The sequence below is a fragment of the Caldovatus sediminis genome (assembly GCF_014644455.1).
GTDB classification, from domain to species: domain Bacteria; phylum Pseudomonadota; class Alphaproteobacteria; order Acetobacterales; family Acetobacteraceae; genus Caldovatus; species Caldovatus sediminis.
In genome coordinates this window covers 35,022-60,116 of sequence record NZ_BMKS01000014.1, presented here as the reverse complement: position 1 = coordinate 60,116, position 25,095 = coordinate 35,022, and the positions used below count along the sequence as shown (strand labels likewise).

Below are 25,095 nucleotides of genomic sequence, written 5' to 3'. Positions count from 1 at the left end.
CCGCGCGCGCCCTCAATTGCCGAACAGGCGCCGCAGGCGCTCCAGCAGCTCCCCCACCTCCGCCCCCGGGGGCGGAGGCGGCGGCGGCGGATCGGGGGCGAGGCGCTGGAACCGCGCCAGCGCCTCGCGCGTGCCGGCGAGCGGCAGCTCGGCCGGCTCGGTCTGCGGCCCGCCGCCCGTGCCGAGGCCCACCATGCGCACCAGCACGCGCGCCGCGCCCGGCAGCTCCTCCGCCGCGCGCGCCGCATCGGCGCCCGGCCGCGGGGCGCAGACCAGCGACCGCCCCTCCAGCCCGCAGGGCATCTCGAAGTGCGGGTTCGGCGGGAAGCGGAGCTGCGCCGTGCCGGTCAGCGCGAGGATGCCGCGCGCCGCGCCCTCCAGCGGCATGTCGCGCGCCGCGACCACCGGCACGAGGCGCCCGCCGCGGTTCTGCACCTCGAGCGCCAGCCCGGCCTGGCCCGGCGAGGGCGGCTCGACCCAGTCGCGGTGGCGCAGCACGCACTCGGCGCGGTCGGTCATGCGGTCCACCGCGCAGCGCAGGCGCCAGGTGCCGATCGTCTCGTCCACCTGCGGCTGCGCGGCGGCCGGCGGAACCCCGGCCAGCGCCGCGAGCAGCAGGGGCAGCGGCAGGCGTCGGGCGCGGGCGGCGGTTGCGGATCGGCGCATGATCCCGAGAATAGGGAAAACCGGAGGCGCCGCGCCATGAAGACCGTGCGACTGCCCGACGGGACCGAGGTCCCCGCGCTCGGCCAGGGCACCTGGCACATGGGCGAGCGCCGCGCCGACCGCCGCGCCGAGGCGGACGCGCTGCGCCTCGGCCTCGACCTCGGCCTGGCGCTGATAGACACCGCCGAGATGTACGGCGAGGGCGGCGCCGAGGAGGTCGTGGCCGAGGCCATCGCCGGCCGGCCGCGCGAGAGCGTCTTCCTCGTCTCCAAGGTCTATCCGCACAACGCCACGCGCCGCGCCATGCCCGCCGCGTGCGAGCGCAGCCTGCGCCGCCTGCGCGTGGAGACCATTGATCTCTACCTCCTGCACTGGCGCGGCGCCGCCCCCCTCGCCGAGACCGTCGAGGCCTTCGAGGCGCTCAGGCGCCAGGGCAAGATCCGCCGCTGGGGGGTGAGCAACCTCGACCTCGCCGACCTCGAGGAGCTCGGCGCCGCGGCGCTGGCGCGCTGCGCGACCGACCAGGTGCTCTACAACCTCTCGGCGCGCGGCATCGAGTTCGACCTGCTGCCCTTCTGCCGCGCGCGCGGCATGCCGGTGATGGCCTACACGCCGCTCGGCCAGGGCGGGCGGATGCTGCGCGACCGCGCCCTCGCCGCGGTCGCCGCGCGGCACGGGGCGAGCCCGGCGCAGATCGCGCTCGCCTGGACGCTGCGCGCCCCCGGCGGGGTGATCGCCATCCCCAAGGCCGCCGATCCCGCGCATCTGCGCGAGAACGCGGCGGCGGCGGCGATCGCGCTGACGCCGGAGGACCTCGCCCAGCTCGACGAGGCCTTCCCGCCGCCGAAGCGCAAGCGGCCGCTGGAGATGCTGTGACGCCGGGGCGCCGCGTTCCCCCGCCGCGCGCGCAGCACCGTTCGCCGCGAACGGCGCATGCGGGTTCGGACCGACGCGTCCCCGCCCCGCGTCCCGCCGGTGGCGGGCAGGGCGGGGAACGCATCGCCACGGGCACGATCCCGCGCGATGCGTCGTGCCGCGGCGCTTCCCGCGCCGCGACCGCGCCGGCGCCGCGGCGTTCGGATCGGGCCCGCGGGCGGCCCCGCGCGCGGGCCGCCGGCACCTGCCGAGACGGCATGGCCGACCGCGCCGCGCACGGCGCTTCCGCCGGCCGCATCCCCGGCGCCGCCGCGCAATGGACGTTCACGCGCGCCGGCGATCCGCTCTAGGCTCGCCCCGTCCGATCGGGGAGGGCGCGCGATGCTGACGGTCTGGGGCCGCAAGAATTCGATCAACGTCATCAAGGTGCTGTGGGGCCTCGCCGAACTCGGCCTGCCCTACGAACGCATCGACGCCGGCATGGCCTTCGGCCGGGTGAACGACCCGGACTACCGCGCGATGAACCCGAACGGCCGCGTGCCGACGCTGGTGGACGGCGCCTACGTGCTGTGGGAGTCGAACTCGATCCTCCGCTACCTCTGCATGCGGCATGGCGGGGAGAAGGGGCTCGCGCTCTATCCCGCCGACCCGGCGGCGCGGGCGAGCGTGGACCGCTGGCTCGACTGGCAGCTCTCCACGCTTGGCCCGGCGGAGCGGAACCTGTTCTGGGGCATGGTCCGCACGCCGCCGGAGAAGCGCGACATGGCGCAGGTGGCGGCGGCGATGAAGGCGGCGGCGGAGTGCTGGGCGATCCTGGACGCGCGGCTCGCTAGGCACGGCGGGCCGTACGTGGAAGGCGCCGCGTTCACGCTCGCCGACATCGTGCTCGGCGCCTATGCGCGGCGCTGGTTCGGGGAGGAGGTGCGGGTCGAGGGCATGCCGGACTTCCCGGCGCTGCACGCGTGGTACGGACGGCTCGGCGCGCGCGAGGGGTTCAGGACCTGGCTCGGTCCCCGGCTCACCTGAGCGGGACCCGCGGCGGGCGCGGTCCGGGCGCGGGGACGCGGCCTTCACCCGTCGGCCGGGGTCCGTCGCCGCCTGCCCGCCTCACGCCTTCACGTCCATCGCCTGCCGCAGGCCGTCGCTCAGCAGGTTGAAGCAGATGGAGGTGACGAAGATGCACGCCCCCGGCAGCACCGCGACCCAGGGCTGCACGTAGATCGCCGTGCGCAGCGTGTTCAGCATCAGCCCCCACTCGGGCTCCGGTGGCCTGGTGCCGAGGCCGAGGAAGGAGAGGCCGCTCGCCAGGATCATGCTGACGCTGATCAGGCTGGTCGCGTAGACGAAGATCGGGCCGAGCACGTTGCCGAGCACGTGCACACGCACCACGGTGAAGGCGCCGGCCCCGCTCGCCCGCGCCGCGTCCACGAAGTCGAGGCTGCGCACCCCCGTCGTCACGCTCTCCGCCACGCGGATGATCGGCGGGATGAAGACCAGCGTCAGCGCCAGGATCGCGTTCAGGATGCCCGCCCCGAGCGCGCCGGAGATCGCCACCGCCAGCAGCACCGAGGGGAAGGCGTAGAACACGTCGGTCACGCGCATGATCGCCATGTTCACCTTGCCGCCGGCGTAGCCCGCGAGCACGCCGAGCGCCGTGCCGACCACGAAGGCGATCGCCACCGGCAGGATCCCCATGAACCAGGAGAGGCGCCCGCCGTAGAGCAGCCGCGTCAGCATGTCGCGCCCGAGCTCGTCGGTGCCGAGCGGGTAGCCGGGCGTGCCGATCGCGCGCAGGCGCCGCAGCATGCTGCCCTGGTAGGGATCGTGCGGCGCGAGCAGCGGCGCGAAGACGATAGCGAGGGCCATCAGCAGCAGGATCAGGGCGCAGGCGATCGTCACCGGATCGCGCCGCAGCCTCTTCCACACCCCGGCCCAGTAGCCCTGGGAGCGGACCGGGGCCTGCCTCGCCTGGACCGCGAGCTCCGCCTCGGCCGCGGTGGGGGGGCGGCGGGGGGCGGTGGTCGTCGTGCTCATCGGCGCGCCTTCCTCACGACCGCCGGATGCGCGGGTCGAGCGCCGTCTGCACCAGGTCCACCACCAGGTTCAGCGCCACGAAGAACATCGCCAGCACCAGGATCGTCCCCTGCAGCACCGGCAGGTCGCGCTGGAAGATCGCGGCGTTGAGCAGCAGCCCCGTCCCCGGCCAGGAGAACACCGTCTCCACCAGGATCGAGCCGCCCATCAGGTAGCCGAGCTGCAGTCCCATCACGGCGAGCGCGTTGGGCGCCGCGTTCTTGACCACGTGCAGGAACACGCCGCGGCGCGTGAGCCCCTTGCCGCGCAGCGCGACGACGAATTCCTGGTTCATGATCTCGGCCACGATCCCGCGCACCGTGCGCGTCACGATTCCCATCGGGATCACCGAGAGCGTCACCGCCGGCAGCACCAGGTGCTGCAGGTGCTCCCAGTCCCACGCCCAGTCCGACGAGCCGCCCGGTCCCGCGCCCATCGCGGGCAGCCAGTTGAGCTGCACCGAGAAGATCACCACGAGCACCATGCCGAGCCAGTAGTGCGGCACCGATACGCCCGCCACCGCCGCGCTCACCGCCACGCGGTCGAGCAGCGAGCCGCGGAAGGTGCCCGCCAGCCCGCCGAGGACGCAGCCCAGCGTGAAGCCGAGCAGCGCCGCAGCCACTGCCAGCATCAGCGTGTTGCCGATCGCGGTGGAGAGGTCGGACCACACCGTCCGCCCCGTCGCCAGCGACCGGCCGAGGTCGCCCTGGACCACCTTCATTAGCCAGATGCCGAACTGCACCGGCAGCGGCCGGTCGAGGCCGTACTCCCGCCGCACCTGCTCCACCACCTCGCCCGGCGCGTCGGCCGGGACGATGGCGTTGATCGGGTCGCCCGGCGCGATTTGGACGAGCATGAAGCAGACGAAGCCCACGGCGAGCGCGATGGGCACGGCATAGAGGACGCGGCGGATCAGGTAGCGGATCATCGGATTCCTCGATGACCCCGAGGCGCAGCGCAGCCGGCACGCGCCCCGGGGCTGCGATCACTGCCGGATGTGCGGGTAGCGCAGATCCACGAACCAGGACTGCGGCTGGATATAGCCCTGGATGCGCGGGCTCATCGCGCGCGGCGCCACGTCGTGGGCGATCCAGACGAACAGCGCCTCGTCCACGCCGGCCGCGTGCAGCCGGGCGAGCGCGGCGTCGAGCTCGCGCGGGTCGAAGGCGTTGCGCACGGCGTGGCTCATCTCGTCGAAGCGCGGGTCGTTGAAGAAGCCCCAGTTGTTCGAGACGGGCGGCGCCATGCGGCTGTCCCAGAAGCGGATCATGCCGAAGAACGGATCCATGGAGGAGAAGGATACGTTGATCATGTTCGACCCGCGCGCCGAGGGGTGGGTGCAGCCCTGCCGCCAGTTGACGATCAGGGTGTTCCACTCGACCACGTCGAACTCGACGTTCACGCCGAGCGGGCGCAGGTCCTGCTGCAGGAACTCGTTCATCGCCAGCGGCTGCATCTGGCCCGAGCCCGAGGTCGAGATCTGCACCCGCAGGTTCAGCGGCCGCTGCGGCCCGTAGCCGGCCTCGGCGAGCAGGCGCCGCGCCTCCTCCTTGTCGGTGCGGATGCGGAAGCTCGGGTTGCCGAACCAGGGGTGGCCCTCCGGGTAGCTGCCGACCGGCGCCACCATGAAGCCGCCGAGGAGCTGCTTCAGCGCCTCGCGGTCGATGGCGAGGTTCAGCGCCCGGCGCACGCGCACGTCGCGCAGCGGCGACCCTTCGGCGAAGCAGGGCTGCCAGGGCCAGACGTGCGGCTGGACGTTGGAGGTGATCCGCATCCCCCGCGCGCGGAGCTGCGGGATCGCGTCCGGCGCCGGCGCCTCGATCCAGTCCACCTGGCCGGAGAGCAGGGCGGCGGTGCGCGCGTTCGGCTCCGGGATCGGCAGCAGGATGATGCGCTCGGCCTTCGCCTTCTCGCCCCAGTAGCCGTCGAAGCGCGCCATCTCCACCCGCTCGCGCGGGACGAAGCGCGTCAGGCGGAAGGGGCCGGTGCCGGACGGATTGGCGGCGAAGGCGTTCCACGCCGCCTCCGCGTTCGGCGCGGCGGCGCGCAGGCGCTCCCAGTGCGCGGGGCTTGCCATGAACAGGTTGGTGAGGTTGATCGGCAGCAGGCTGTCCGGCTCGGAGGTGTAGAGCGCGACCGTGTAGTCGTCGATCCTCTCCGCCCGCCGCAGCGTCGGCATGCGGCTGAGGGTGAGGCCGACCTGGCGCGGGTCGTAGTGCGGCGCCTCGCGGTCGAGGACCTTGCGGACGTTCCACACCACGGCGTCGGCGTTGAACTCGGACCCGTCGTGGAACCGCACGCCGCGGCGCAGGGTGAAGATCCAGCGCGTGCGGTCGCTCGGGTCGCTCCGCCACTCGGTGGCGAGGCCGGGGATCACGGTCGAGGGGCGATCGGCCCGCGACAGGTCCCACATGGTCAGGCTGTCATAGAGCGGAATGCCGGTGAATCGGTTGCCCTCGAAGCCCTGGTCCGGCTGGCCGTGGGTGAGCGGAATGTCGCCCGCGGTCATGCCGATGCGGATCGTGCCCTGGGCCTGGGCCACGCCGGGCGCGGCGCCAAGGGCGAGGGCCGGCAGGAGGCCAAGGCAGGCCGAGAGCAGCTTGCGGCGCAGTGTCATCGGACGGGGTCCTCCCAACGGGGCCGGGCGCTTGCCGCGGCGCAGCAAGGCCCATGCCACGCCACCGGGGGCGGCATCCTACACCAGGGACGCCGGGCCTTGCCCACTCCCCAGGCGCGGATGCCTGCGAACGCGGCGATTCCTCTCCCGCGGGCGCCCTCTCGTCCCGCCGACACCCAGGCCCCGCGCTTAGCGCCCGCTTAAGCATTGCGTGCCAGGACTCCGAGGCGCGCGGCGGGCGCGCATGCGGTGATGGCGAGGATGGCGAGCAAGGCACGCGGCGGCAGGGGCAGGAGGGGCAGCGGGGACGGGGCCGCCACCATCCTGGTCCGCCGGATCGAGGAGGGCTCCCACGCCAAGACCGCGCATCACGGCGGCGCCTGGAAGGTCGCCTATGCCGATTTCGTGACCGCCATGATGGCCTTCTTCCTCCTGATGTGGCTGCTCAGCTCGACGACGGAGGAGCAGCGGCGGGCGATCGCGGAATTCTTCGCGCCGCAGAACCCGCTCGGCCGCGCCTCCACCGGCTCGGGCCGGCCTTTCGGCGGCCTGACGCCGAATGACGACGGGATGATGACCAGCACCGCCGGCGCGATCGTCGTCGCGCCCGGCCCGCAGCCGATCGTGGAACTGGTCGAGGAGGACGAGAGCGAGACGCCGGCGCGTCCCTCGCCGCCGCATGACGGCCCGCCGGGCGAGGAGACGACCGATCCGCGCCGCACCGACCGGCTGGCGGCGCTGCCGCCGGAGGCCGGCGAGGAGGGCGGCACCCACGGCGCCCGGGAGGGCGCCGCCGCGTGGCCCAGGGTCGCGCCGGGCGAAGCGCCGCCCCCGGTCCCGCCGCAGGAGGTGCAGGAGCGGGCGCCGGCGACCGCCGCTCCCCTCGCCGCCCCCGCGCCGCCGCGCCGCGAGGAGCGGCCGGCGCCGGCCGCTCCCGATGCCGTGCTGCGGACCCAGAGCGAGGCCGCGCTGCGCGCGGAGCTGGCGCGGCGGGAGACGATGGAGCTCGAGCGCGCCGCGGAACGGATCCGCACCGCGGTCCGCGACGACCCCGCCCTTGCCGACCTCGCCCGGCAACTGCTGGTCGAGCAGACGCCGCAGGGCCTGCGCATCCAGCTCCTCGACGCCGAACGCCAGCCGATGTTCGCGCTCGGCGACAGCACGCCGAACGAGCGGGCGCGGGCGCTGCTCGCGCGGATCGTACCGGTGATCGCCGCTCTGCCGAACGCGATCAGCATCGCCGGCCACACCGACGCCACGCCCTTCCGCGGCACGGGCCCGCTCGCGCGCAGCAACTGGGACCTCTCCGCGGAGCGCGCCAACGCCACGCGGCGGGTGCTGCTCGAGGCGGGCATCGCGGGGGCGCGCATCCATTCCGTCGCCGGCCATGCCGAGCGCGAGCCGCTGCTCCCCGAGCAGCCGACCGCGGCGGCCAACCGGCGGGTCTCGGTGACGCTGCTGCGGATGGTGCCGCCCGACGCCGCGCCGCCCAGCCTCGCCGCGACGCCCGCGCGTCCGGACACGGAGCCTCGGACGGGCACGGCACGATGATCGGGCTTGCCGGCTTCGGCGTCGTGCTGGCGATGGTGTTCGGCGGCTACATCGCCGCCGGCGGCAATCTCGAGATCATCCTCCGGGCCCTGCCCTTCGAGCTGATGATCATCGTCGGCGCCGCGTTCGGCGCCTTCCTCATGGCCAACCCGCTCGTCGAGCTGAGGCGCAGCCTCCTCGGGCTCCGCAAGGTCGTCCAGGGGGGGCGCTATGGCAAGACGGACTACGTCGACCTGCTCAGCCTGCTCTACTGGCTCGTGCGCCTCGCGCAGACCAAAGGTCCGCTGGGCCTCGAGCCGCACATCGAGAATCCTCGGGAGAGTCCGGCCTTCGCCCGCTTTCCCCGGATCGTCGCCGACCACCACGCGGTCGCGCTGATCTGCGACTACCTGCGCATGGTCGGCATGCACGCCGACGACCCGCACCAGATCGAGGACGTGATGGCGCGCGAGCTCAGGAAGATCAAGGAGGAGGAACTGCACCCGAGCCGCGCCATGCAGGCGATCGCCGATGCCCTGCCCGCGCTCGGCATCGTCGCCGCGGTGCTCGGCGTGATCAAGACCATGGCCGCGATCGACCAGCCGCCCGCGGTGCTCGGCCGGATGATCGGCGGCGCGCTGGTCGGCACCTTCCTCGGGGTGCTGCTGGCCTACGGCCTGATGGGCCCCCTCGCCGCGCGGCTCAAGGCCGTGGTCGAGGAGGAGTCGCAGTACTACGAGGTGATCCGCGCCGTGCTCGTCGCCCACCTGCACGGCAACGCCCCGCAGGTCTCCGTCGAGACCGGACGCAAGATGGCACCGAGCGCCTACATGCCGAGCTTCAGCGAGCTCGAGCAGTCGCTGCAGGAAATGCACACGGGCTGACCCCGGCGCCGCACCCCGGCATCCGGCGTTCCAAGAACCCCGCCGGCTTCCCGATCCCGCGGACCCAGGGCGCCGATCCCTTGCACGACCCGCCCGGCCTGGTCCTCGTGGGGCGGCAGCATGCCAGCCGGTCCGGCGCGACCGGCCCGCCCGGCGGCCGCAGGCGATCTCGATCACGCCGTTGCCGCCGTTCTCCACCCGGCGCACGCGACCCGACGTGTCCGCCATCAGCCGCTGTTCCGCCAGGGCCGGGGACCACGGCGAGGCGGAACCCGGACGACGGGGCGTCGGCGCAGGAACGGCGACGGCGCCGGCCGACACGGTCGCGAATCAGCCGGGGCCCGGCGGCCGCGCGAAGCGCGCCACGAAGAACCCGTCGAGCCCGCCCCGCGCGGCCCAGAGATCGGGCCGCGTGCGCAGCCACCCGCCCGGCGTCACGGCCTCGGCCAGTCCGGGCACCTCCCCGGCGCGCACCGGATCGAGCCGGAGCCCGAGCGCCACCGCACCTTCGAGGTGCGCCTCGCCCTCCTCCGGCTGCAGCGAGCAGGTGGCGAAGACCAGCCGCCCGCCCGGCCGCACCAGCCGCGCCGCGTTGGCGAGCAGTCGCGCCTGCGCCTCCGCGGCACTCGCCACGTCGCGCGGGCGCTTGAGATGCGCCACGTCGGGATGGCGGCGGATGGTGCCCGTCGCGGTGCAGGGCGCGTCGAGCAGCACGGCGTCGAAGGCGCCGTCCTCGCCCCAGCGCGTCGCGTCCGCCTCCACCACCTCGGCGGGCAGGCGCAGCCGCGCCAGGTTCTCGCGCAGCCGCGCCGCGCGCCTCGGGTCGCGTTCCACGGCGGTCACCGCCGCGCCGGCGGCGGCGAGCTGCGCCGTCTTGCCGCCCGGCGCGGCGCAGAGATCGGCCACCCGCTCGCCGGGGCGGGGCGCGAGCAGGCGCGCCGGCAGTGCCGCGGCCGCGTCCTGCACCCAGAACGCGCCCTCGGCGAAGCCGGGCAGTTCCGTCGCCCGCGTCCCCGGCGGGAGGCGCCAGGTGCCCGTCGGCAGCACCTCCGCCCCCTCGGGTGGCGCGGCGTCGGGACGCGCCGGCGTCAGGTCGAGCGGTGCCGGCACGCGGTGCGCCGCGGCGATGGCACGCGCCACCTCCGGCCCGTAGGCCGCATGCCAGGCGCTCCACAGCCAGGGGGGCGTGTCGAGGCGCTCGGCATCGAGGCCCTCCAGCGCTGCCGGTCCCTGCTCCGCGATCCGGCGCAGCACGGCGTTGACCAGTCCGGCGAACGGCCGCGGCACCAGGGCCACCGCCGACGCCACGGCGGCGTGCGCCGGCGTGCCGAGCAACAGCAGTTCCGCCGCGCCGATGCGCAGCGCGTGGCGCACCGCGGCTGGCGGCTCGCGCCGCAGGAACGGCTCGACCACGGCGTCGAGCGAACCCAGCCGGCGCAGCACCGCCGAGGCGATGCGGTGCGCCGCCGCCCGGTCGCGCGGGTCGAGTCCGGCGGGCAGCGCGTCGAGCGCCTCCTCGAGCGGGCGATGGCGCCCGAGCACGGCCTCGAGCAGCGCCAGGGCGGCGCGACGGGTCGGCAGGCCGGGCGGGCCGGCGCGGGGGGACAGGGGCATGGACAGGCCGCGGAACATGGCCCCCGGCGCCGCGCCATGCTAGAGGCCCCGCCCCATGCTGCAGCGGAGTCCCGCCGCGGGCGCCCCGGGCGAGGCCGGGCCGCCCTCGCATCCCCTCGCGCACGCGACGGAGCGCCGGCCGCGGCTCTGCCTCGTGCTGCTCTGCCTCGCGCTCTGGCTGCCGGGCTTCTTCACCCTGCCGCCGACCGACCGGGACGAGAGCCGCTTCGCCCAGGCCACGCGCCAGATGGTCGAGACCGGCGACTACGTCCGCATCCGGTTCGGCGAGGTGGAGCGCAACAAGAAGCCGGCCGGCATCCACTGGGCCCAGGCCGCCTCCGTGCATGCGGCCGAGGCGCTCGGCCTCGCCACGCGCGACGCCATCTGGCCCTATCGCCTCCCCTCGCTGCTCGGCGCGCTGCTCGCGGTGCTGGCGACCCACCACTTCGGGCGCGCTCTGGTGGGACGGCGGGCGGCCTTCCTCGGGGCGGCGCTGCTCGCCTCCTGCCTCGTGCTGGCGGCGGAAACGCACATCGCCAAGACCGATGCGGCGCTGCTCGCGAGCGTCGTGGTCGCGATGGGGCTGTTCGGACGGGCGTATCTCCGTCCCGAGGCGTTCGGCGCGCCCGAGGCGGCGGGGTTCTGGCTGGCGCTCGGCCTCGGCATCCTGCTCAAGGGGCCGGTGGCGCCGATGGTGCCGCTGCTCGCCGGCATCACCCTGGCGGTGGCGGACCGCGGCGCGCCCTGGCTCCGCGCGCTCCGGCCCGGCTGGGGCGCGCCGCTCATGCTGCTCGCCGCGGCGCCCTGGTTCGTCGCCATCGGCATCGCGACCGACGGCCGCTTCTTCGCCGAGGCGGTCGGCGGCGACATGCTCGCCAAGGTCGGCAGCGGCGAGGAGAGCCACTGGGGCCCGCCCGGCTACTACCTGCTCACCTTCGGCATCGCCGCCTTTCCCGCGGGCTGGGTGGTGCTGCGGGCGCTGCCCGGCGCCTGGCATGCGCGCGCCCGCCCCGCGACGCGCTTCCTTCTCGCCTGGATCGTGCCGGTCTGGCTGCTGTTCGAGGCGGTGGCGACCAAGCTGCCGCACTACACCCTGCCCGCCTTCCCCGCGCTGATGCTGCTCGCCGGCGCCTGGGCGACGGACCCGCTGCGCGCGCGCCCACCCCGCTGGCTCGCCTGGCTCGCCGACGCCGGCTTCGTCGCCGTCGCGCTTGCCCTCGCGCTGCTCGCGCCGGCGCTGACCTACGCCCTGACCGGCGGCGTGGAGCCCGTGGCGCTGCTCGCCCTCCCCGCGGCCGGGGTGCTGGTCTGGGGCGCCTTCGCGGCGCGCGCGCGGAAGGGCGAGGGGGAGGCCGCCGCCCCCGCGCGGCCGCGCTGGGACCGTGCCGGGCTCGCCGCCGCGGGCCTCGCCGTGCCGCTCTACGCCGTCGTGCTCGAGGGCGTGCTGCCGCGGCTGGAGCCGATCTGGATCGCGCCGCGCGTGGCGGCCGCGCTGCGCGCCGCCCCCGGTGGCGGCCCGCCGGCCGAGGCGTTCGGGATCGTGGGCTTCCACGAGCCCTCCCTCGTCTTCGCCGTCGGCACGCGCACGCGGCTGCTGCGCGACGGCGCGGCGGCCGCGCGGTTCCTCGCCGAGGGGGAGGCGCAGGGCGGCGCCCGGGTCGTCGCGGTCGGCGACCGCGACGAGGCGGCGTTCCGTGACGCCGCCGCCGCGCTCGGCCTCGAGCTGGCGGAGCTCGGCTCGGTCGCCGGACTCAACCCGACGCGGGGACGCTGGCTGGCCCTGACCCTGTATCGCCTCGCCGGGACCTGAGCGGGCCGCGCCGACCGGTCAGAGGAACAGCCCCACCACGATGGCGATGAGGATGTTCACCACGATCGCGACCACGACGACCGCGGCGGTGAACACCACCGCCTGGCCCTCCGGCACGCGCGCCACCGGCGCGGTGCCGAGGTAGAAGAGATAGAGGCTGTAGAGCGCGCCGATCAGGGCGACGATCCAGCCGATCAGCGGGACGATCACCGCCGCCCCGAAGACCCAGGAGGCGGTGGCGGCGTAGACGACCAGCTTCATCGCCGTCGGCTCGTCCGCCGTGCCGCCGAAGCGCGGCGCCAGTGCCTCGACGATCTTGGCGACGACGTAGACGCCGACCAGCCCGAGCACGTAGCCGACGAGGGAGGAGAACAGCACGCCGGCGATGCCGCGTCCGCCGAGCAGGGCCAGCGTGACGAGGAACCCCGCCACCGCCGGGATCGCGGCCAGCGGCGCGGCATAGCCGAGGAGCAGCGACCTCGTGTCGGCGCTCTCGCCCGCGACCGTCGCCCATTCCTCGCGGGGGTTCAGGATCATCCCCTTCGCGCGCGCGACGATGTCCATGCCGGTCTCCCCTGTTGCGGGCCTTTCCCTGCGGCCGGATTCGGCAGCCGCAGTCTGCGCAGGCGCCGCCGCGCCGCGCAAGCGCGGGGCGGGGGCGCCGCGGCGCGAACCGGGCCGCGCGGCGCCGCCGGCGGGCCGCGGCCGACCGGACGGCGGGCCGCCGCCCCACGCCCGGGACGCTTCCCCCGCCGTTTCCGCTGCCGCGTGCCGATCGGCATGGCGCCGCGCGGCATCCTCTGCTAGCCCGAATCGGCATGCGCGACTCCGCCGCGCCCGGCGCCGCCAGGGGCGATTCCCGAGCCGTTCCGCCAACGCCCGCCGGGGCCGCGCCGCGGCGCCGGCGGCTCCTTCTCGCCGACCGTCGCTTCCTGGTCCTCCTCGCCCTCGGCTTCTCGGCCGGCGTGCCGCTGCCGCTGGTGGCCGGCGTGGTGCTGCGCCAGTGGTTCACCGAGGCGGGGCTGTCGCTGACCGAGATCGGGCTCACCGCCCTGATCGCCTGGTCGTACTCCTTCAAGTTCCTCTGGTCGCCGCTGCTCGACGAGGTGCGGCCGCCGCCCGGCCTCCTGCGGTTCGGCCGGCGCCGGGGCTGGCTGCTGCTGATCCAGCCCTGCCTCGCCGCCGCGATCCTCGCGACCGGGCTGACCGATCCGGCGGCGGCGCCGCTCGCCACGGCGGCCTGCGCGGTCGTGGTCGCCTTCCTCTCGGCCAGCCAGGACATCGTGGTGGACGCCTACCGCATCGAGATCCTGGAGGAGCGCGAGCAGGGCTATGGGCTCGCCTGCTACATCTGGGGCTACCGCGCCGCGCTGCTGGCGAGCGGCGCCGGGACGCTGCTGCTGGTCGGCGCGATCGGCTGGGCCGGCGCCTTCGCCTACGCCGCCGCGCTGATCGGCGTCGGCGTCCTCGCCGTGCTGGCGGGGCGCGAGCCGGCCGCCCCCTCCGGCGGCGAGGCGACGCGCGGCACGGCCGGCTGGCGGGCGCGATTGCGCGCCGCCGTGGTCGAGCCCTTCGCCGACTTCGTGCGGCGACCCTCCTGGCTCGCCATCCTCCTCTTCGTCGGGCTGTTCAAGCTGGGCGAGGCGATGGCCGGGACGATGACCATCCCCTTCTACCGCCAGCTCGGCTTCTCGCGGGAGGAGGTGGCCACGGTCGGCAGCGTCTTCGGCCTCGTCGCGCTGCTCGGCGGGGCGCTGGCGGGCGGCTGGGTGGTGGCGCGGATCGGCGTCGGGCGGGCGCTGGTGCTGACCGGGCTCGGCCAGATGCTGTCGAACCTGATGTACGTCGCGCTCGCCCATGCGGGGCACGACGTCGCCATGCTCTGGGCGCAGGTCGGCATCGAGAACTTCACCGACGGCATGGCCGACGCCGCCTTCGTCGCCTACCTCTCCGGCCTGACGAACCGCGCCTTCACGGCGACGCAGTATGCGCTGCTCTCCTCGCTCGCGACGATTCCGCTGCGCACCGCCGGCGCCGCCTCGGGCTGGCTGGTGGAGCGGCTGGGGCTGGGCTGGGCGGACTTCTTCCTGATCACCACCGCGGCGGCGCTCCCGGCGATGGCGATCATGCTCTGGCTGCTCGCGCGCCTGCCGCCGCCCGCCGCTGCGCGCGCGCCGGCCGCGGCCGCCGCCCCCGCCGACGAGGCCATCCGCCCCACATGACCCCCGCCCATCTCTGGCCGCCGCTGCTGCTGATCGGCTCCAACCTGCTCATGACCTTCGCCTGGTACGGCCATCTGCGGCGGCCGGACTGGCCGCTCTGGCTCGCGATCCTCGTCTCCTGGTCCATCGCGCTGCTGGAGTACTGCCTCGCCGTGCCGGCCAACCGCATCGGCTACCTGGCCGGCGCCTACACCGGCCAGCAGCTCAAGATCATGCAGGAGGTGATCACCCTGGCGGTGTTCGGCGCCTTCAGCGTCTGGTGGCTTGGCGAGACGCTGCGCTGGAACTACTTCGCCGCCATGGCCTGCCTGGTCGCCGCGGTGGCGTTCATCGTCCTGCCGCCGCGCTAGCGCTGCCACGGGAGCCCGGGCGGGCCCCTGCGGACGACCGGCGGGCCGGGTCCGATGCCGCCGCGGGGACCGCCATCGGCCGCTCGCGACGGCACGCCAGGGGAGGAAGGGAAACATGCCGCCGTCCGAATCCACCTCCGCCGCCTACGGCCGGGATCAGCGCGCCGCGTCGGCCCGGAACCCGGACCTCGCGCTGCTGATCGGGCGCGTGCTGGTCGTCGCCATCTTCCCGATCACCGGCTACCTGAAGCTCGCGGGCTGGGGCGGCACGGTCGCGATGATGGAGCGCTACGGGCTTCCGCTCCCCGCCCTCGCCGCGGCGCTGGTGATCGCGATCGAGCTGGTGCTGCCCGTGCTCGTGATCCTCGGCCTCTGGGCCCGGCAGGCGCTGGTCGGGCTGATCCTGTTCGTGGCCGCCGCGACCCTCATCGCGCACCGCTTCTGGGAGTTCGAGGGCGCGCAATGGTTCCCCCAGCTCGCGAGCTTCTGGAAGAACCTCGCGATGATCGGCGGGATGATCGTCCTGGCGGCGATCGGCCCGGGGCGCTACGCGCTGCGCCGCTAGGTCGGGCCCGGCGGGGGCGGGGCGCCGGAGCCGCCCCCGGGCGCCCCGCTCCGCGCGCCGGCGCGGCCGAGCACCTCGGCGGTGTGTTCGCCGAGCCGCGGCGAGTCGCCGCGCGGATGCGGCCGCCGCCGCTCGAAGGAGAGCGGCAAGCCGACCACCTGCATGCCGCTGCCCGGCAGGCGGCGCATCATGTCCATCGCGGCGAGCTGCTCGCTCGCGGCAAGCGCCGGGATGTCGTTCACCGGGCCGCACGGCACGCCCGCCGCCGCGAGCCGCGCGATCCACTCGGCCCGCGTCCGCGCCCGCAGCACCGGCACCATCAGCGCGATCAGCGCCTCGCGGTGCGCGGCGCGGTCGGGTCCCCTGGCGAAGCGCGGATCGCGCGCCCACCCGGGATGGCCGAGCGCCTCGGCGCACTTCGCGAACAGGCGGTCGTTGCCCACCGCGATCACCATCGGCCGGTCCGCGGTCTCGAACACCTGGTAGGGCACGAGGATGGCGCTCGCCGTGCCGTGGCGCCGCGGCGGGCGGCCGGTGGCGGCGTACTGGTTGAGCGGCGTGTCCACCCAGCTCACCGCGGCCTCGAACAGCGAGGTGTCGATCACGCCGCCCCTGCCGGTCGCCTGCCGCCGCTGCAGCGCGGCCAGCGCGCCGATCACGCACCACATCGCGCTCGCCTTGTCGTTCAGCGGCGGGGCGCAGAAGGTGGGCGGGTCCTCCGGCCGCCCGGTCAGCGTCATCACCCCGCCATAGGCCTGCAGCAGCGGGTCGAAGCCCGGGGCGTCGCGCAGCGGCCCGCGATGGCCGAAGGCCCAGATCGAGCAGTAGATCAGCCGCGGGTTCTCGGCGAGCAGCGCCTCCGGCCCGATGCCGAGCGCCTCCGCCACACCGGGGCGGAGGTTCTGGATCAGGATGTCGGCCCCGTCGCGCGCCAGCGCCTTCAGCGCGGCGACGTCCTCGGCCCGCTTCAGATCGAGCGTGACGGAGCGCTTGCCGCGGTTGAGGGCGCGGAAGGTGACGGCGTCCCCCTCGACGAAGGGCGGGCCCCACTGCCGCGCGTCGTCGCCGCCCTCGGGCTTCTCGACCTTGACGACCTCGGCGCCCATCTCGGCGAGGATCACCCCGGCGAAGGGGCCGGCGAGCGCCTGGCCGATCTCGATCACGCGAATGCCGGAGAGCGGCCCGTCTGCCATGCGACGCTTCCCCTCGAGGATGGCGCGCGGGACGATAGGGGCAGTGCGGGGCGGCGTCACGCGGCCATTGGGCGGGCGACCGGGCCACCCCATGTCAGTACCGTCACAACCCAGGCGGAGGGGATCCGATGCGCGTCGGCGTGCCGAAGGAGGTCAAGGTGCACGAGTATCGCGTGGGCCTCGTCCCCGCCTCCGTGCGCGAGCTCGCGGCCCACGGGCACGAGGTGCTGGTCGAGACCGGCGCCGGCGCGGCGATCGGCTTTCCCGACGAGGCCTACCGCGCGGCGGGCGCCGCGATCGCCGCCGACGCGGCGGAGGTGTTCGCGCGGGCCGAGCTGATCGTGAAGGTGAAGGAGCCGCAGCCCCACGAATGGGCGCGGCTCCGTGCCGGACAGGTGCTGTTCACCTATCTCCACCTCGCGCCCGACCCGGAGCAGGCCAGGGGCCTGATGGCGAGCGGCTGCACCGCGATCGCCTACGAGACGGTGACCGACGCGCAGGGCGGCCTGCCGCTGCTCGCGCCGATGAGCGAGGTCGCCGGGCGCATGGCGATCCAGGTCGGCGCTCGCTGCCTGGAGAAGGAGGCCGGCGGGGCGGGCATCCTGCTCTCCGGCGTCCCCGGCGTGCCGGCGGCGAAGGTCGCCATCATCGGCGGCGGCGTCGTGGGCTCGAACGCCGCTCGGATCGCGCACGGGATGCGGGCGCGGGTGACCGTGCTCGACAAGTCCAATCGCGTGATGGACGCGCTGGACCGCGAGTTCAACGGCGCGGTGGACACGCTGTTCGCCACCTACGATTCGATCGAGGAGGCGGTGCTGGAGGCCGACCTGGTGGTCGGCGCCGTGCTGGTGCCGGGCGCGGCGGCGCCGAAGCTGGTCACGCGCGACATGGTACGGCGCATGCGGCCGGGCAGCGTGGTGGTGGACGTCGCGATCGACCAGGGCGGGTGCTGCGAGACCTCGCGCCCGACGACTCATGCCGACCCGACCTACGTGGTGGACGGCGTGGTGCACTACTGCGTGACCAACATGCCGGGTGCGGTGGCGCGCACCTCGGCGGTGGCGCTGAACAACGCGACGCTGCCCTTCACGCTGCAACTCGCCGACAAGGGCTGGAGGCGGGCCTGCGCGGAGAACCCGCATCTCGCGGCGGGCGTGAACGTGCATGCCGGCCGGATCACCCACCCGGCGGTGGCGGAAGCGCTGGGCCTGGAGGTGTGGCCGGTGCGGGAGGCGCTGGCCGGCGCCTGATTGCATGCCATCGGGCTTGCGCGTCCGGCGGGAACCGCGCCAGGATGCGGTCGCGCGGCGGTTGTCCGCACTCGACAGCCCCGCGAGCCCGGAGCGCACGCGATGAGCCCTGCTCGCCTCCTGCCCGTTGCCGCCGGCGCCCTGGTCGCGGGCGCGGCCCTGTTTCCGCCGCCGGCAGAGGCGACGCCGCCCTGCGGGCGCGGCTGGCGCAAGGGCGAGTGGTGCGGCGGCCCGGCCGTGGTGGTCGCGCCACCGCCGCCGGTCTTCGTGGCGCCGCGCCCGCCCGTCGCGGTCGCTCCCGCTCCGCTGGTCGCGGTCCCGCCGCCTCCTCCGGCGGTGGTCGTCGCGCCCGCGCCGCCGCCGGTGTTCGTCGCGCCGTCGCGGCCGAGCATCGGCCTGCACGTGGAGATCCCGCTGCGCTGACCCCCCCCCCCGCGTCAGCCGGGCATCCGATTTCTCCCTTCCGTCCGCGGCGCGCCTGGCCGAGAGTCGCCCCCGGCGCGGTCGCGCAACGGGAGGCGAGCATGGCGGCAGCGGTGCAGGCGCTCGGCTATGTCGGCCTGCGGGCCCGGGATCTCGATGGCTGGGCGTCGTTCGGGACGCGGTTGCTCGGCATGCAGCTCACCGAGCGCACGCGCGCCGGCCTCGCCTTCCGCATGGACGACCGGCGCCAGCGCCTGGTCGTGGCGCAGGACGAGGCGGACGGGCTCGGGGTCCTCGGCTGGGAGGTGGCCGACGCCGCCGCGCTCGACGCGATCGCGGCGCAGCTCGAGGCGGCCGGCCTGCGCGTGCGCCCGGGCGGGCGCGCCCTCGCCGACGAGCGGCGCGTCGCCGCGCTGATCCAGTTCGAGGACCCTCTCGGCAACCGCGTCGAGCTGTTCCATGGCGCGGAAACGACCGATGCGCCCTTCGTGCCCGGGCGCGCGATCTCCGGCTTCCGCACCGGCCCGCTCGGGATGGGGCACGCGGTGCTGCACGTGCCCTCGCTGGAGCGCGTGCTCCCCTTCTACCGCGACCTTCTCGGCTTTCGCGTCAGCGACTGGGTCGAGCACCCCTTCCGGGCGTACTTCCTCCACGTCAATCGCCGCCATCACAGCCTGGCGCTGATCGAGACCGGGCAGGCAGGGCTGCACCACGTCATGGTGGAGCTGTTCCACCTCGACGACGTGGGCCAGGGCTACGACCTCGCGCTGAGCGAGCCGGGACGCGTCGCGACGACGCTCGGGCGCCACACCAACGACTTCATGACGAGCTTCTACGCGCGCGCCCCGGGCGGCTACCTGTTCGAGTACGGCTGGGGCGGGCGGAGCATCGACCCCGAAAGCTGGACGCCGGCGCGGATGGAGGACGGGCCGAGCCTGTGGGGGCACGAGCGCCGCTGGGGCACGGAGGCGATGCGCGCGGCGGCGCGGGAACTGCGCCTCGGCGCCGGCGCGAAGGGGCTGCGCGCGCCGGTGCAGGTGGTGGAGGGCAACTACGTGCCGGCGCGCGAGGAGTGCGCGTGGTGGGAGGCCGTGGCGCGGCGGCGGGGCGCCTGACCCGGCGGGCGGCCGCCGGGCCACGGCTCAGGCGGCGGCGCGCGTGCCGCCGACCCTCTCCTCGATCACGTCCCAGATCCGCTCCTCCAGCTTCACCCCGTCGAAGCGCGCGATCTCCTGCAGGCCCGTCGGGCTGGTCACGTTGATCTCGGTGAGGTAGCCGCCGATCACGTCGATCCCGACGAAGATCAGCCCGCGCCTCTTCAGCTCCGGTCCGATCGCCGCGCAGATCTCCCGCTCGCGGTCGGTCAGCGTCGTCTTCTCCGGCCGCCCGCCGACATGCATGTTGGAGCGCGCCTCGCGCTCCGCCGGGACGCGGTTGATCGCGCCGAGCGCCTCCCCGTCCACCAGGATGATGCGCTTGTCGCCCTGGCGCACCGCGGGGACGTAGCGCTGCACCACCAGGGGCTCGCGGTAGAGCTGGGTGAACATCTCGAGCAGCGCGTTGAGGTTCATGTCGTCCGGCTTCACGTGGAACACGCCGGCGCCGCCGTTGCCGAACAGCGGCTTGAGGATGATGTCCCCGTGCTCCGCGCGGAAGCGCATGATCTCGCGCCGGTCGGCGGTGACCAGCGTCGGCGGCATCAGCTCCGGGAAGTGCGTCACGAACAGCTTCTCCGGGGCGTTGCGCACGGCCGCCGGGTCGTTCACCACCAGCGTCCGCGGATGGATGTGCTCCAGGATGTGGGTGGTGGTGATGTAGGCCATGTCGAAGGGCGGATCCTGGCGCAGCAGCACCACGTCCATGGTGGAGAGGTCGAGCTCCTGCTGCGGGCCGAAGGTCCAGTGCCGGCCCTTCTCGCGCCGCACCTCCACCGGATGGGCGCGCGCGGTGACGCGACGGGCGGAGAGCGCGAGGTCGCGCGGCAGGTAGTGCCACAGCGCGTGACCGCGCGCCTGCGCCTCGAGCATCATGGCGAAGGTGCTGTCGGCGTTGATGTCGATGCCCTCGATGGGGTCCATCTGAACCGCGACGCGCAGCGCGCGTCCGTGCCGTGCTCCGGCCATGCTGCCTCCTGTCCTTGCGCGCCGTATGGCGAAGAGAGGTCGCCTCCTCATGCCCGGGGGCGGGGCGGAATGCCAGGGCCTTGCGGGCCGAACCGCGCCACAACCGAAGGTTGTTTTTCGTTAAAATAGCGAAAATGTATCTTGACCGAATCGTCTCCATTCCTGAGATTGTTGCCGAAATATGAATGCCGCGCCGGCACCCCCCACGCCGGCCGCGGCAGGCCGACCGAGCGGCGGTGGTGGTGCCGCCCCGACCTTGGACGCGAGAGCGATGCCGATGCCCGTGCCGATGCCGCGCGAGCGAAAGGAGGAGGACGACAGCGCCGACGCCTGGCTCTGGCTTCCCCGGGCGGGCGATCCCGACGCGAGCCGCACCGGCCGGGCCGGCGTTCCGGCGGCGCCCGAGGAGGTCCTGGTCGCGGGCCCACCCGGGATGGCACGGCCCGGAAGCCCCGACGCGCTCGGCCCGCGGCCCGGCGACGCCGGGCCCGATGCGGCCGCCCCAACGGTCCCCGACCGTCCGTCGGCGCCCGCCGCCACGCATGCGGCCTGGAACGACGTCGGACGAGACGAACCTTCCGCCCCCCTCCCCAACGGTTCCGGCTCTCGGCCGGCCGATCGCGAGGCGGAGCGCGGGCCGACAACCGCGCCGCCACGGAGCGCCGACACCCCCGCTCCCGGCGCGGCCGAGGCGGACCTCCCCGCGGCATGCAATGCCGCCGCCTCTGGCGAGGGCCAAGAAGGCCCGGGGAGGGTCCCGTCACGCCCGGCCGATCCGCCGGGGCGGGCGCCGGACCATCCGACTGGCCATGGCCCGCCCCACCCCACGCCGCCCGATCGGGGTCTGCCAGCGGACCTTGCCGCGCTGGCCGCGGCCCTCGACGCCGAGAGCCGGGCCGCGGATGCGTGGCTCGACGACTTCCTCGCCGGCCGGGTCGCCCTCGAATCCGCATTCCACTTCGCCGATCCGCGCGGCGCGGCGGACCCGCACGACTGGCCCTTCGGCTGAGCCGCCGTCTCGGATGCGCGTCCGCCGCCGCGCGGTCAGCGCAGCAGCAGGACGACGCGCCGGTTGCGCGCGTCCTCCTCGTCGTCCTTCGGGTGCGGCACGGCCGGCGCGCCGGCCCCGACGGCGCGGACCAGGATCTGGTCGATGCCCACGCCCTCGATGATCAGGTCGGCCGCCACCTCCTCCGCGCGCTGATGGCTGAGCGCGACGGCAGCGCCAGGCGATTCGGTGGACGAGGCGTGGCCGATCACCTCGATCTGGGTGCAGCCGCGGCAGGCGGTCCGGAACCGCTCGACCGCGGCGACGATGACCCGGCGCTGATCTTCCGAGAGCTCGGCGCTTCCCTGCGGGAAGGTGACGACGAAGCTCGGCGCGGGCTGCGCCGCGGCGACCGGGGCGCCGGTCGTGGACGCCAGGCCGAGCGCCATCAGCAAGAGGGCGGAGCGGATGCCGCGTTCGCGCATTTTCGCCGAAAAGTTGCATGAATTCGCGGGGCCGGAAAGCGGAACTCGCGTCCCGCGCGTGGAGCGGCCGATGAATCGGCGCGGCGGGCAGGCATGCCGCCCGGGGCGGCTCAGTCCAGCGCGGCGCCGCGCCGGATCGCCCGAGCGAGCGCCAGGGCCGTAGCCGCCACGGCGGCCCACAGCCCGGCGAGCGCGGGCGCGGCGCCGAGCCGCTCCACCGCGAAGCCGACCAGCAGCGGGGGCAGGCCGAAGCCGAGGTGGGCGACAAGGAAGTACCCGGCGGCGGCGTTCGCGCGCTCCGCCGCCGGCGCCGCCTGGGCGACCGCGGCGAGCCCGCCGAGATAGAGGAAGCCGTAGGCGGCGCTGCCCACGGCCGCCCCGCCGAGGAGCAGCGGCGCCAGCGCCCCGGAGAGCGTGCCGAGCACGACCAGCGCGGTGCCCGCGACGAGCACGCCGAGGCCCGCGACCACGGAGCGGCGCGGCGCCATGCGCCCGAGCGCCCGCTGCGCCGCGACCCCAACCGCGATCATGACGCAGACCGCGAGCGGCCCGAGGCGCGGCATCCCGCGCTCGGCGAGCGCCATCGGCACGCTGGTCAGGGTCGTGCCGGTCACGCCCCAGGCGGGCAGGATGGCGAGCGTGGTGGGCAGGGTTCCGGCCGGAAAGCCGGGCAGGCGGAGCCAGGGGACCCTGGCGCCGCCGGCGCAATGCCGCGTCTCGGGCACGCGCCAGGCGACGAGGACGACGAGGCCCGTCGCCGCGAGCAGGTGCAGGAGATAGGTGATCGGAGGCTCGGTCTCGCCCAACCAGGCGAGGGCGCCGAGGGTGAGGAGGCCGCCCGCGGCGAAGCTGCCCGCCGTGCCGGTCGTGACGACGCTCGCCGCGCGGCGCGCCGCGCCTTCGGCGCCAGCCGCGAGCTCCGCGGCCCAGGCGGTCGCGGCGCCGGCGACGAGCCCGATCGCGAGCCCCTGGAGGACGCGCGCGACCGCGAGCGCCGCGAGGCCGGGCGCGACCGTCAGCGCCAGCGTGGCGAGGCCGGCGAACACCACGGCGGCGAGCACGCAGGGCTTGCGCCCGATCCGCTCCGACAGCCCGCCGAGCAGCGGGGCGGTGAGGATCAGCGCCCCCGCGTAGCAGACGAAGGCGAGGGCGAGCATCGCGGCGCCCTGCCCGTCGCGCGCCGCGTAGAGGGGAAAGAGCGGCATCGGGAGGGTGGTCGACGCCCCGATCACCGCCACCGCGAGGCCGACCAGGGCGACCGACGCCGCCGGGGAGGGAGGGCGCCCGCGCCTCATCGCCCCGGGCCCGGAGCGGGGACGGTCACGCCCGGTCAGCCTTCCGCCGGTCCCGGCGGGGCGGAGCACGCCGCCGCGGTCCGGCCGCCGGCGGCCGATGCGCCGCGCGGCGCGCCGTCTGCGGTCCGGCGCTGTCGCGCCGGCCGCCGAGGGAGGGCCGTTCGCCGGCGCCCCTGCGCGCCACGGCCGGATGGCGCAGCGGTGGCCCGCATCCGGCGCCGGATCGTCATGAGGTGCGCATTCCCCGTTGCCTGCCGCGCCGCGGGCCGATCCTCCGCGGCCGGGAGACGGAGGTCAACGTGGTCCGGCGAGGGGGGCGCACACCGGCGCAGGCGGCGCGGCGGGTCAGGCCGCCGCGGAGCGCGGTGTGGCGCGGCCGACGAGCCGCCCCGGGTCAACCGCGTAGGCCCCGGCGCCGAGCCCGGCCTGGACCAGCAGCAGCACGGTCCACAGCGCCGGGAACTCCCAGCCGCCGCCCGGCGCGCTGAACACCCAGCCATTGGGCAGATGCTCGATCGTCGCGCCGATCAGGATCGGCAGCGCGAGCAGGCTCGCCGCACGCACCCAGAGGCCGGCGAGCAGCGCGAGACCGGCGGCGACCTCGGCGACGGCGACGATGGCGCCGAAGACCGGCGGATAGCCGATGGAGCCGAAGTAGCCCATCGTTCCGGCCAGCCCGAAGGTGCCGAGCTTGAGCACCGCGCCGTGGGCGAGGAAGGCAAGGCCGAGACTGACGCGCAGGAGCAGGGCGGCGTAGGGGGCGGTGGTCCGCGTGTCGGGCATGGGGTGTCTCCGCATCAATCGGCGGCCGGGATCGCCGCCGGTCGCGGGCGAGAATCGCGCGGCGCATCCGGCCCTTCCAACGGCGATCCGCAACGGCCATCATCACCGCCCTGAATGGAGCCGCGGAACCCCCGCGACCGCCGCATGGCCGACCTCGACTCCCTCGACCTGAACCTTCTCCGCGTGTTCGACGCCGTGGCGCGCGAGCGGCACGTCACGCGCGCGGCGAGGCGGCTGCACCTGTCGCAGCCCGCCGTCTCCAACGCGCTGAACCGGCTGCGCCAGGCGCTCGGCGACGAGCTGTTCCTGCGCCGCCCGGGCGGGGTGGAGCCGACCGAGCTCGCCGCCGCGCTGGCCGGGCCGGTGGCCGAGGTGCTCGACCGGCTGCGCGAGACGCTCGCCGTGCACGCGCCCTTCGATCCCGCGACCTCGGACCGCGTCTTCCCGGTCGCCTTCAGCGAGTATGCGGAGGCGGTGCTGGCGCCGCCGCTGCTGGAGGCGATGGCGCGCCGGGCGCCGGGCTGCCTGCTCGCCATCCGCCACGCCGACCGCACCAACTGGCAGGACCTGCTCGAGCGGAGCGAGGCGCAGCTCGCGGTGGCGGTGCTGCCGGAGCCGCCGGCGATCTACACCCGCGTCAGGCTGCTGCCGGAGGAGTTCCTGACGGTGATGCGCGCGGGCCATCCGCTGGCGGAGGGCGAGATGACGCCCGCGCGCTTCGTCTCCGTGCCGCATCTCCTGCATTCGCCGAACGGCTCGCGCGACGGCGCGCTGGACGGGCCGCTGGCGGAGGCAGGCCACCCGCGACGCCTGGGCGCGGTGGTGGCGCATCTCGCCGGGGTGCCGGGGATCCTGGCGCGCACGGACATGATCATCACGCTCTCCGCCCGGCTGGCCCGCGAGATGGCGCGCGCGCACGGGCTGGTCGTCCGCGCGCCGCCGGTGGCGATCCGCCACACGCGGCTGTCGCTGGTCTTCCACCGGCGTTTCGAGGCGGACCCCGGGCATGCCTGGCTGCGCCGGACCCTCATCGCCCTGGCGCGCGAGGTGGCGTCGGCGGCGTGACGGGCCGCGATGCCGCCGGAAGCCGGGTCGGTTCGTGTCCGATCGGGTGGCGGCGGCCGGCGAGGAGGGCCGCTCGACGAGGTCGCGGGCCGGCGCGCCCCGGCATCCGGGCCTGGCGGGCCCTTCGCGCAGCACCACGGCGCGGGTGGCCGTGCGGGCGTCGGGGTGCGCGGCCGGGAGGCCGGCCGCTCCACCCCCCCGCGGCCGCCGGGTCCGTTTTCGCCCGGCCGTGCTCGTGCAACGGCTCCCGCTCGTTGTTGGCCGAGCAGATCCACGCTGCCGG

At 75.3% G+C, this 25,095-nt stretch carries 23 protein-coding genes; 12 read left to right on the top strand and 11 right to left on the bottom strand.

The features are described from left to right. Positions 1–12: 12 nt before the first annotated feature. Positions 13–666: a hypothetical protein gene (locus IEX99_RS17970; protein ID WP_188902853.1), complete on the bottom strand. Its 654-nt coding sequence runs from the start codon at positions 664–666 to the stop codon at positions 13–15. 36 nt (positions 667–702) lie between these two features. Between IEX99_RS17970 and IEX99_RS17965 the strand changes: the two genes are divergently transcribed. Then, positions 703–1,542 (top strand): aldo/keto reductase, encoded by an 840-nt coding sequence (locus tag IEX99_RS17965; RefSeq protein WP_188902852.1) that lies wholly within the window; start codon positions 703–705, stop codon positions 1,540–1,542. Between the two features lie 381 nt (positions 1,543–1,923). After that, positions 1,924–2,568, top strand: coding sequence for a glutathione S-transferase family protein (locus IEX99_RS17960; RefSeq protein WP_188902850.1), 645 nt, complete (start codon positions 1,924–1,926; stop codon positions 2,566–2,568). An 81-nt stretch (positions 2,569–2,649) separates the two neighbouring features. Here IEX99_RS17960 and IEX99_RS17955 read toward each other — a convergent pair whose 3' ends face one another. The 3 genes from IEX99_RS17955 to IEX99_RS17945 are packed head-to-tail and all read right to left on the bottom strand — an operon-like array spanning position 2,650 to position 6,232. Continuing rightward, positions 2,650–3,576 (bottom strand): ABC transporter permease, encoded by a 927-nt coding sequence (locus IEX99_RS17955; RefSeq protein ID WP_188902848.1) that lies wholly within the window; start codon positions 3,574–3,576, stop codon positions 2,650–2,652. Between the two features lie 13 nt (positions 3,577–3,589). Then, on the bottom strand, positions 3,590–4,543 hold the full coding sequence (locus IEX99_RS17950) for an ABC transporter permease (RefSeq protein WP_188902846.1): 954 nt from the start codon (positions 4,541–4,543) through the stop codon (positions 3,590–3,592). 57 nt (positions 4,544–4,600) lie between these two features. Beyond that, a complete protein-coding gene (locus IEX99_RS17945) occupies positions 4,601–6,232 on the bottom strand; it encodes an ABC transporter substrate-binding protein (protein ID WP_188902844.1) in 1,632 nt (543 codons plus the stop codon). Positions 6,233–6,493: 261 nt separating this feature from the next. Here IEX99_RS17945 and IEX99_RS17940 point away from each other — a divergent pair, with 261 nt between their 5' ends. Both IEX99_RS17940 and motA read left to right on the top strand, forming a co-directional pair. After that, entirely contained in the window at positions 6,494–7,783 is a 1,290-nt protein-coding gene (locus IEX99_RS17940; RefSeq protein ID WP_188902842.1) for a flagellar motor protein MotB, read from the top strand. After that, positions 7,780–8,646 (top strand): flagellar motor stator protein MotA, encoded by an 867-nt coding sequence (motA, locus tag IEX99_RS17935; protein ID WP_188902840.1) that lies wholly within the window; start codon positions 7,780–7,782, stop codon positions 8,644–8,646. The genes IEX99_RS17940 and motA overlap by 4 nt, the downstream gene beginning before the upstream one ends. 330 nt (positions 8,647–8,976) lie before the next feature. On the opposite strand, the gene IEX99_RS17930 is transcribed toward motA, so the two are convergent. Next, positions 8,977–10,260, bottom strand: coding sequence for an RsmB/NOP family class I SAM-dependent RNA methyltransferase (locus IEX99_RS17930; protein ID WP_188902838.1), 1,284 nt, complete (start codon positions 10,258–10,260; stop codon positions 8,977–8,979). A gap of 55 nt (positions 10,261–10,315) precedes the next feature. Here IEX99_RS17930 and IEX99_RS17925 point away from each other — a divergent pair, with 55 nt between their 5' ends. Beyond that, on the top strand, positions 10,316–12,070 hold the full coding sequence (locus IEX99_RS17925; protein ID WP_188902836.1) for a glycosyltransferase family 39 protein: 1,755 nt from the start codon (positions 10,316–10,318) through the stop codon (positions 12,068–12,070). Positions 12,071–12,088: 18 nt separating this feature from the next. Here IEX99_RS17925 and IEX99_RS17920 read toward each other — a convergent pair whose 3' ends face one another. After that, positions 12,089–12,634, bottom strand: a complete 546-nt coding sequence (locus tag IEX99_RS17920; protein ID WP_188902834.1) for a YIP1 family protein — start codon at positions 12,632–12,634, stop codon at positions 12,089–12,091. A 254-nt stretch (positions 12,635–12,888) separates the two neighbouring features. Here IEX99_RS17920 and IEX99_RS17915 point away from each other — a divergent pair, with 254 nt between their 5' ends. From IEX99_RS17915 to IEX99_RS17905, 3 genes are all read left to right on the top strand, one after another. Continuing rightward, complete coding sequence (locus tag IEX99_RS17915; protein WP_188902832.1) at positions 12,889–14,292, top strand: AmpG family muropeptide MFS transporter; 1,404 nt, start codon at positions 12,889–12,891, stop codon at positions 14,290–14,292. Next, positions 14,289–14,642 carry a DMT family protein gene (locus IEX99_RS17910; protein ID WP_188902830.1) on the top strand — a complete coding sequence of 118 codons (354 nt, stop codon included), beginning with the start codon at positions 14,289–14,291 and terminating at the stop codon, positions 14,640–14,642. Before IEX99_RS17915 ends, IEX99_RS17910 begins: the two co-directional genes overlap by 4 nt. 115 nt (positions 14,643–14,757) lie before the next feature. Beyond that, positions 14,758–15,207 (top strand): DoxX family protein, encoded by a 450-nt coding sequence (locus IEX99_RS17905; RefSeq protein ID WP_188902828.1) that lies wholly within the window; start codon positions 14,758–14,760, stop codon positions 15,205–15,207. On the opposite strand, the gene IEX99_RS17900 is transcribed toward IEX99_RS17905, so the two are convergent. Continuing rightward, positions 15,204–16,400, bottom strand: a complete 1,197-nt coding sequence (locus IEX99_RS17900) for a CaiB/BaiF CoA transferase family protein (RefSeq protein ID WP_188902826.1) — start codon at positions 16,398–16,400, stop codon at positions 15,204–15,206. The two genes, IEX99_RS17905 and IEX99_RS17900, sit on opposite strands and share 4 nt — an antisense overlap. Before the next feature lie 128 nt (positions 16,401–16,528). Between IEX99_RS17900 and ald the strand changes: the two genes are divergently transcribed. The 3 genes from ald (at position 16,529) to IEX99_RS17885 (ending at position 19,188) form a co-directional block, all read left to right on the top strand. Continuing rightward, entirely contained in the window at positions 16,529–17,650 is a 1,122-nt protein-coding gene (ald, locus tag IEX99_RS17895; protein ID WP_188902824.1) for an alanine dehydrogenase, read from the top strand. A 102-nt stretch (positions 17,651–17,752) separates the two neighbouring features. Next, a complete protein-coding gene (locus IEX99_RS17890) occupies positions 17,753–18,073 on the top strand; it encodes a hypothetical protein (protein WP_188902822.1) in 321 nt (106 codons plus the stop codon). Positions 18,074–18,174: 101 nt separating this feature from the next. Further along, complete coding sequence (locus IEX99_RS17885; RefSeq protein WP_188902820.1) at positions 18,175–19,188, top strand: VOC family protein; 1,014 nt, start codon at positions 18,175–18,177, stop codon at positions 19,186–19,188. 27 nt (positions 19,189–19,215) lie between these two features. Here IEX99_RS17885 and gshB read toward each other — a convergent pair whose 3' ends face one another. From gshB to IEX99_RS17865, 4 genes are all read right to left on the bottom strand, one after another. After that, entirely contained in the window at positions 19,216–20,196 is a 981-nt protein-coding gene (gene gshB, locus IEX99_RS17880; protein ID WP_188902818.1) for a glutathione synthase, read from the bottom strand. A gap of 1,044 nt (positions 20,197–21,240) precedes the next feature. Beyond that, the gene (locus tag IEX99_RS17875; protein ID WP_188902816.1) at positions 21,241–21,669 is read right to left on the bottom strand and encodes an OmpA family protein; all 429 of its coding nucleotides are present in this window, start codon (positions 21,667–21,669) and stop codon (positions 21,241–21,243) included. Positions 21,670–21,779: 110 nt separating this feature from the next. Then, the gene (locus tag IEX99_RS17870; RefSeq protein ID WP_188902814.1) at positions 21,780–22,964 is read right to left on the bottom strand and encodes an MFS transporter; all 1,185 of its coding nucleotides are present in this window, start codon (positions 22,962–22,964) and stop codon (positions 21,780–21,782) included. Between the two features lie 345 nt (positions 22,965–23,309). Then, positions 23,310–23,747: a DoxX family protein gene (locus IEX99_RS17865; protein ID WP_188902812.1), complete on the bottom strand. Its 438-nt coding sequence runs from the start codon at positions 23,745–23,747 to the stop codon at positions 23,310–23,312. Positions 23,748–23,891: 144 nt separating this feature from the next. On the opposite strand from IEX99_RS17865, the gene IEX99_RS17860 reads away from it, so the two are divergent. Continuing rightward, entirely contained in the window at positions 23,892–24,812 is a 921-nt protein-coding gene (locus IEX99_RS17860) for a LysR family transcriptional regulator (protein WP_188902810.1), read from the top strand. Positions 24,813–25,095: the final 283 nt, after the last annotated feature.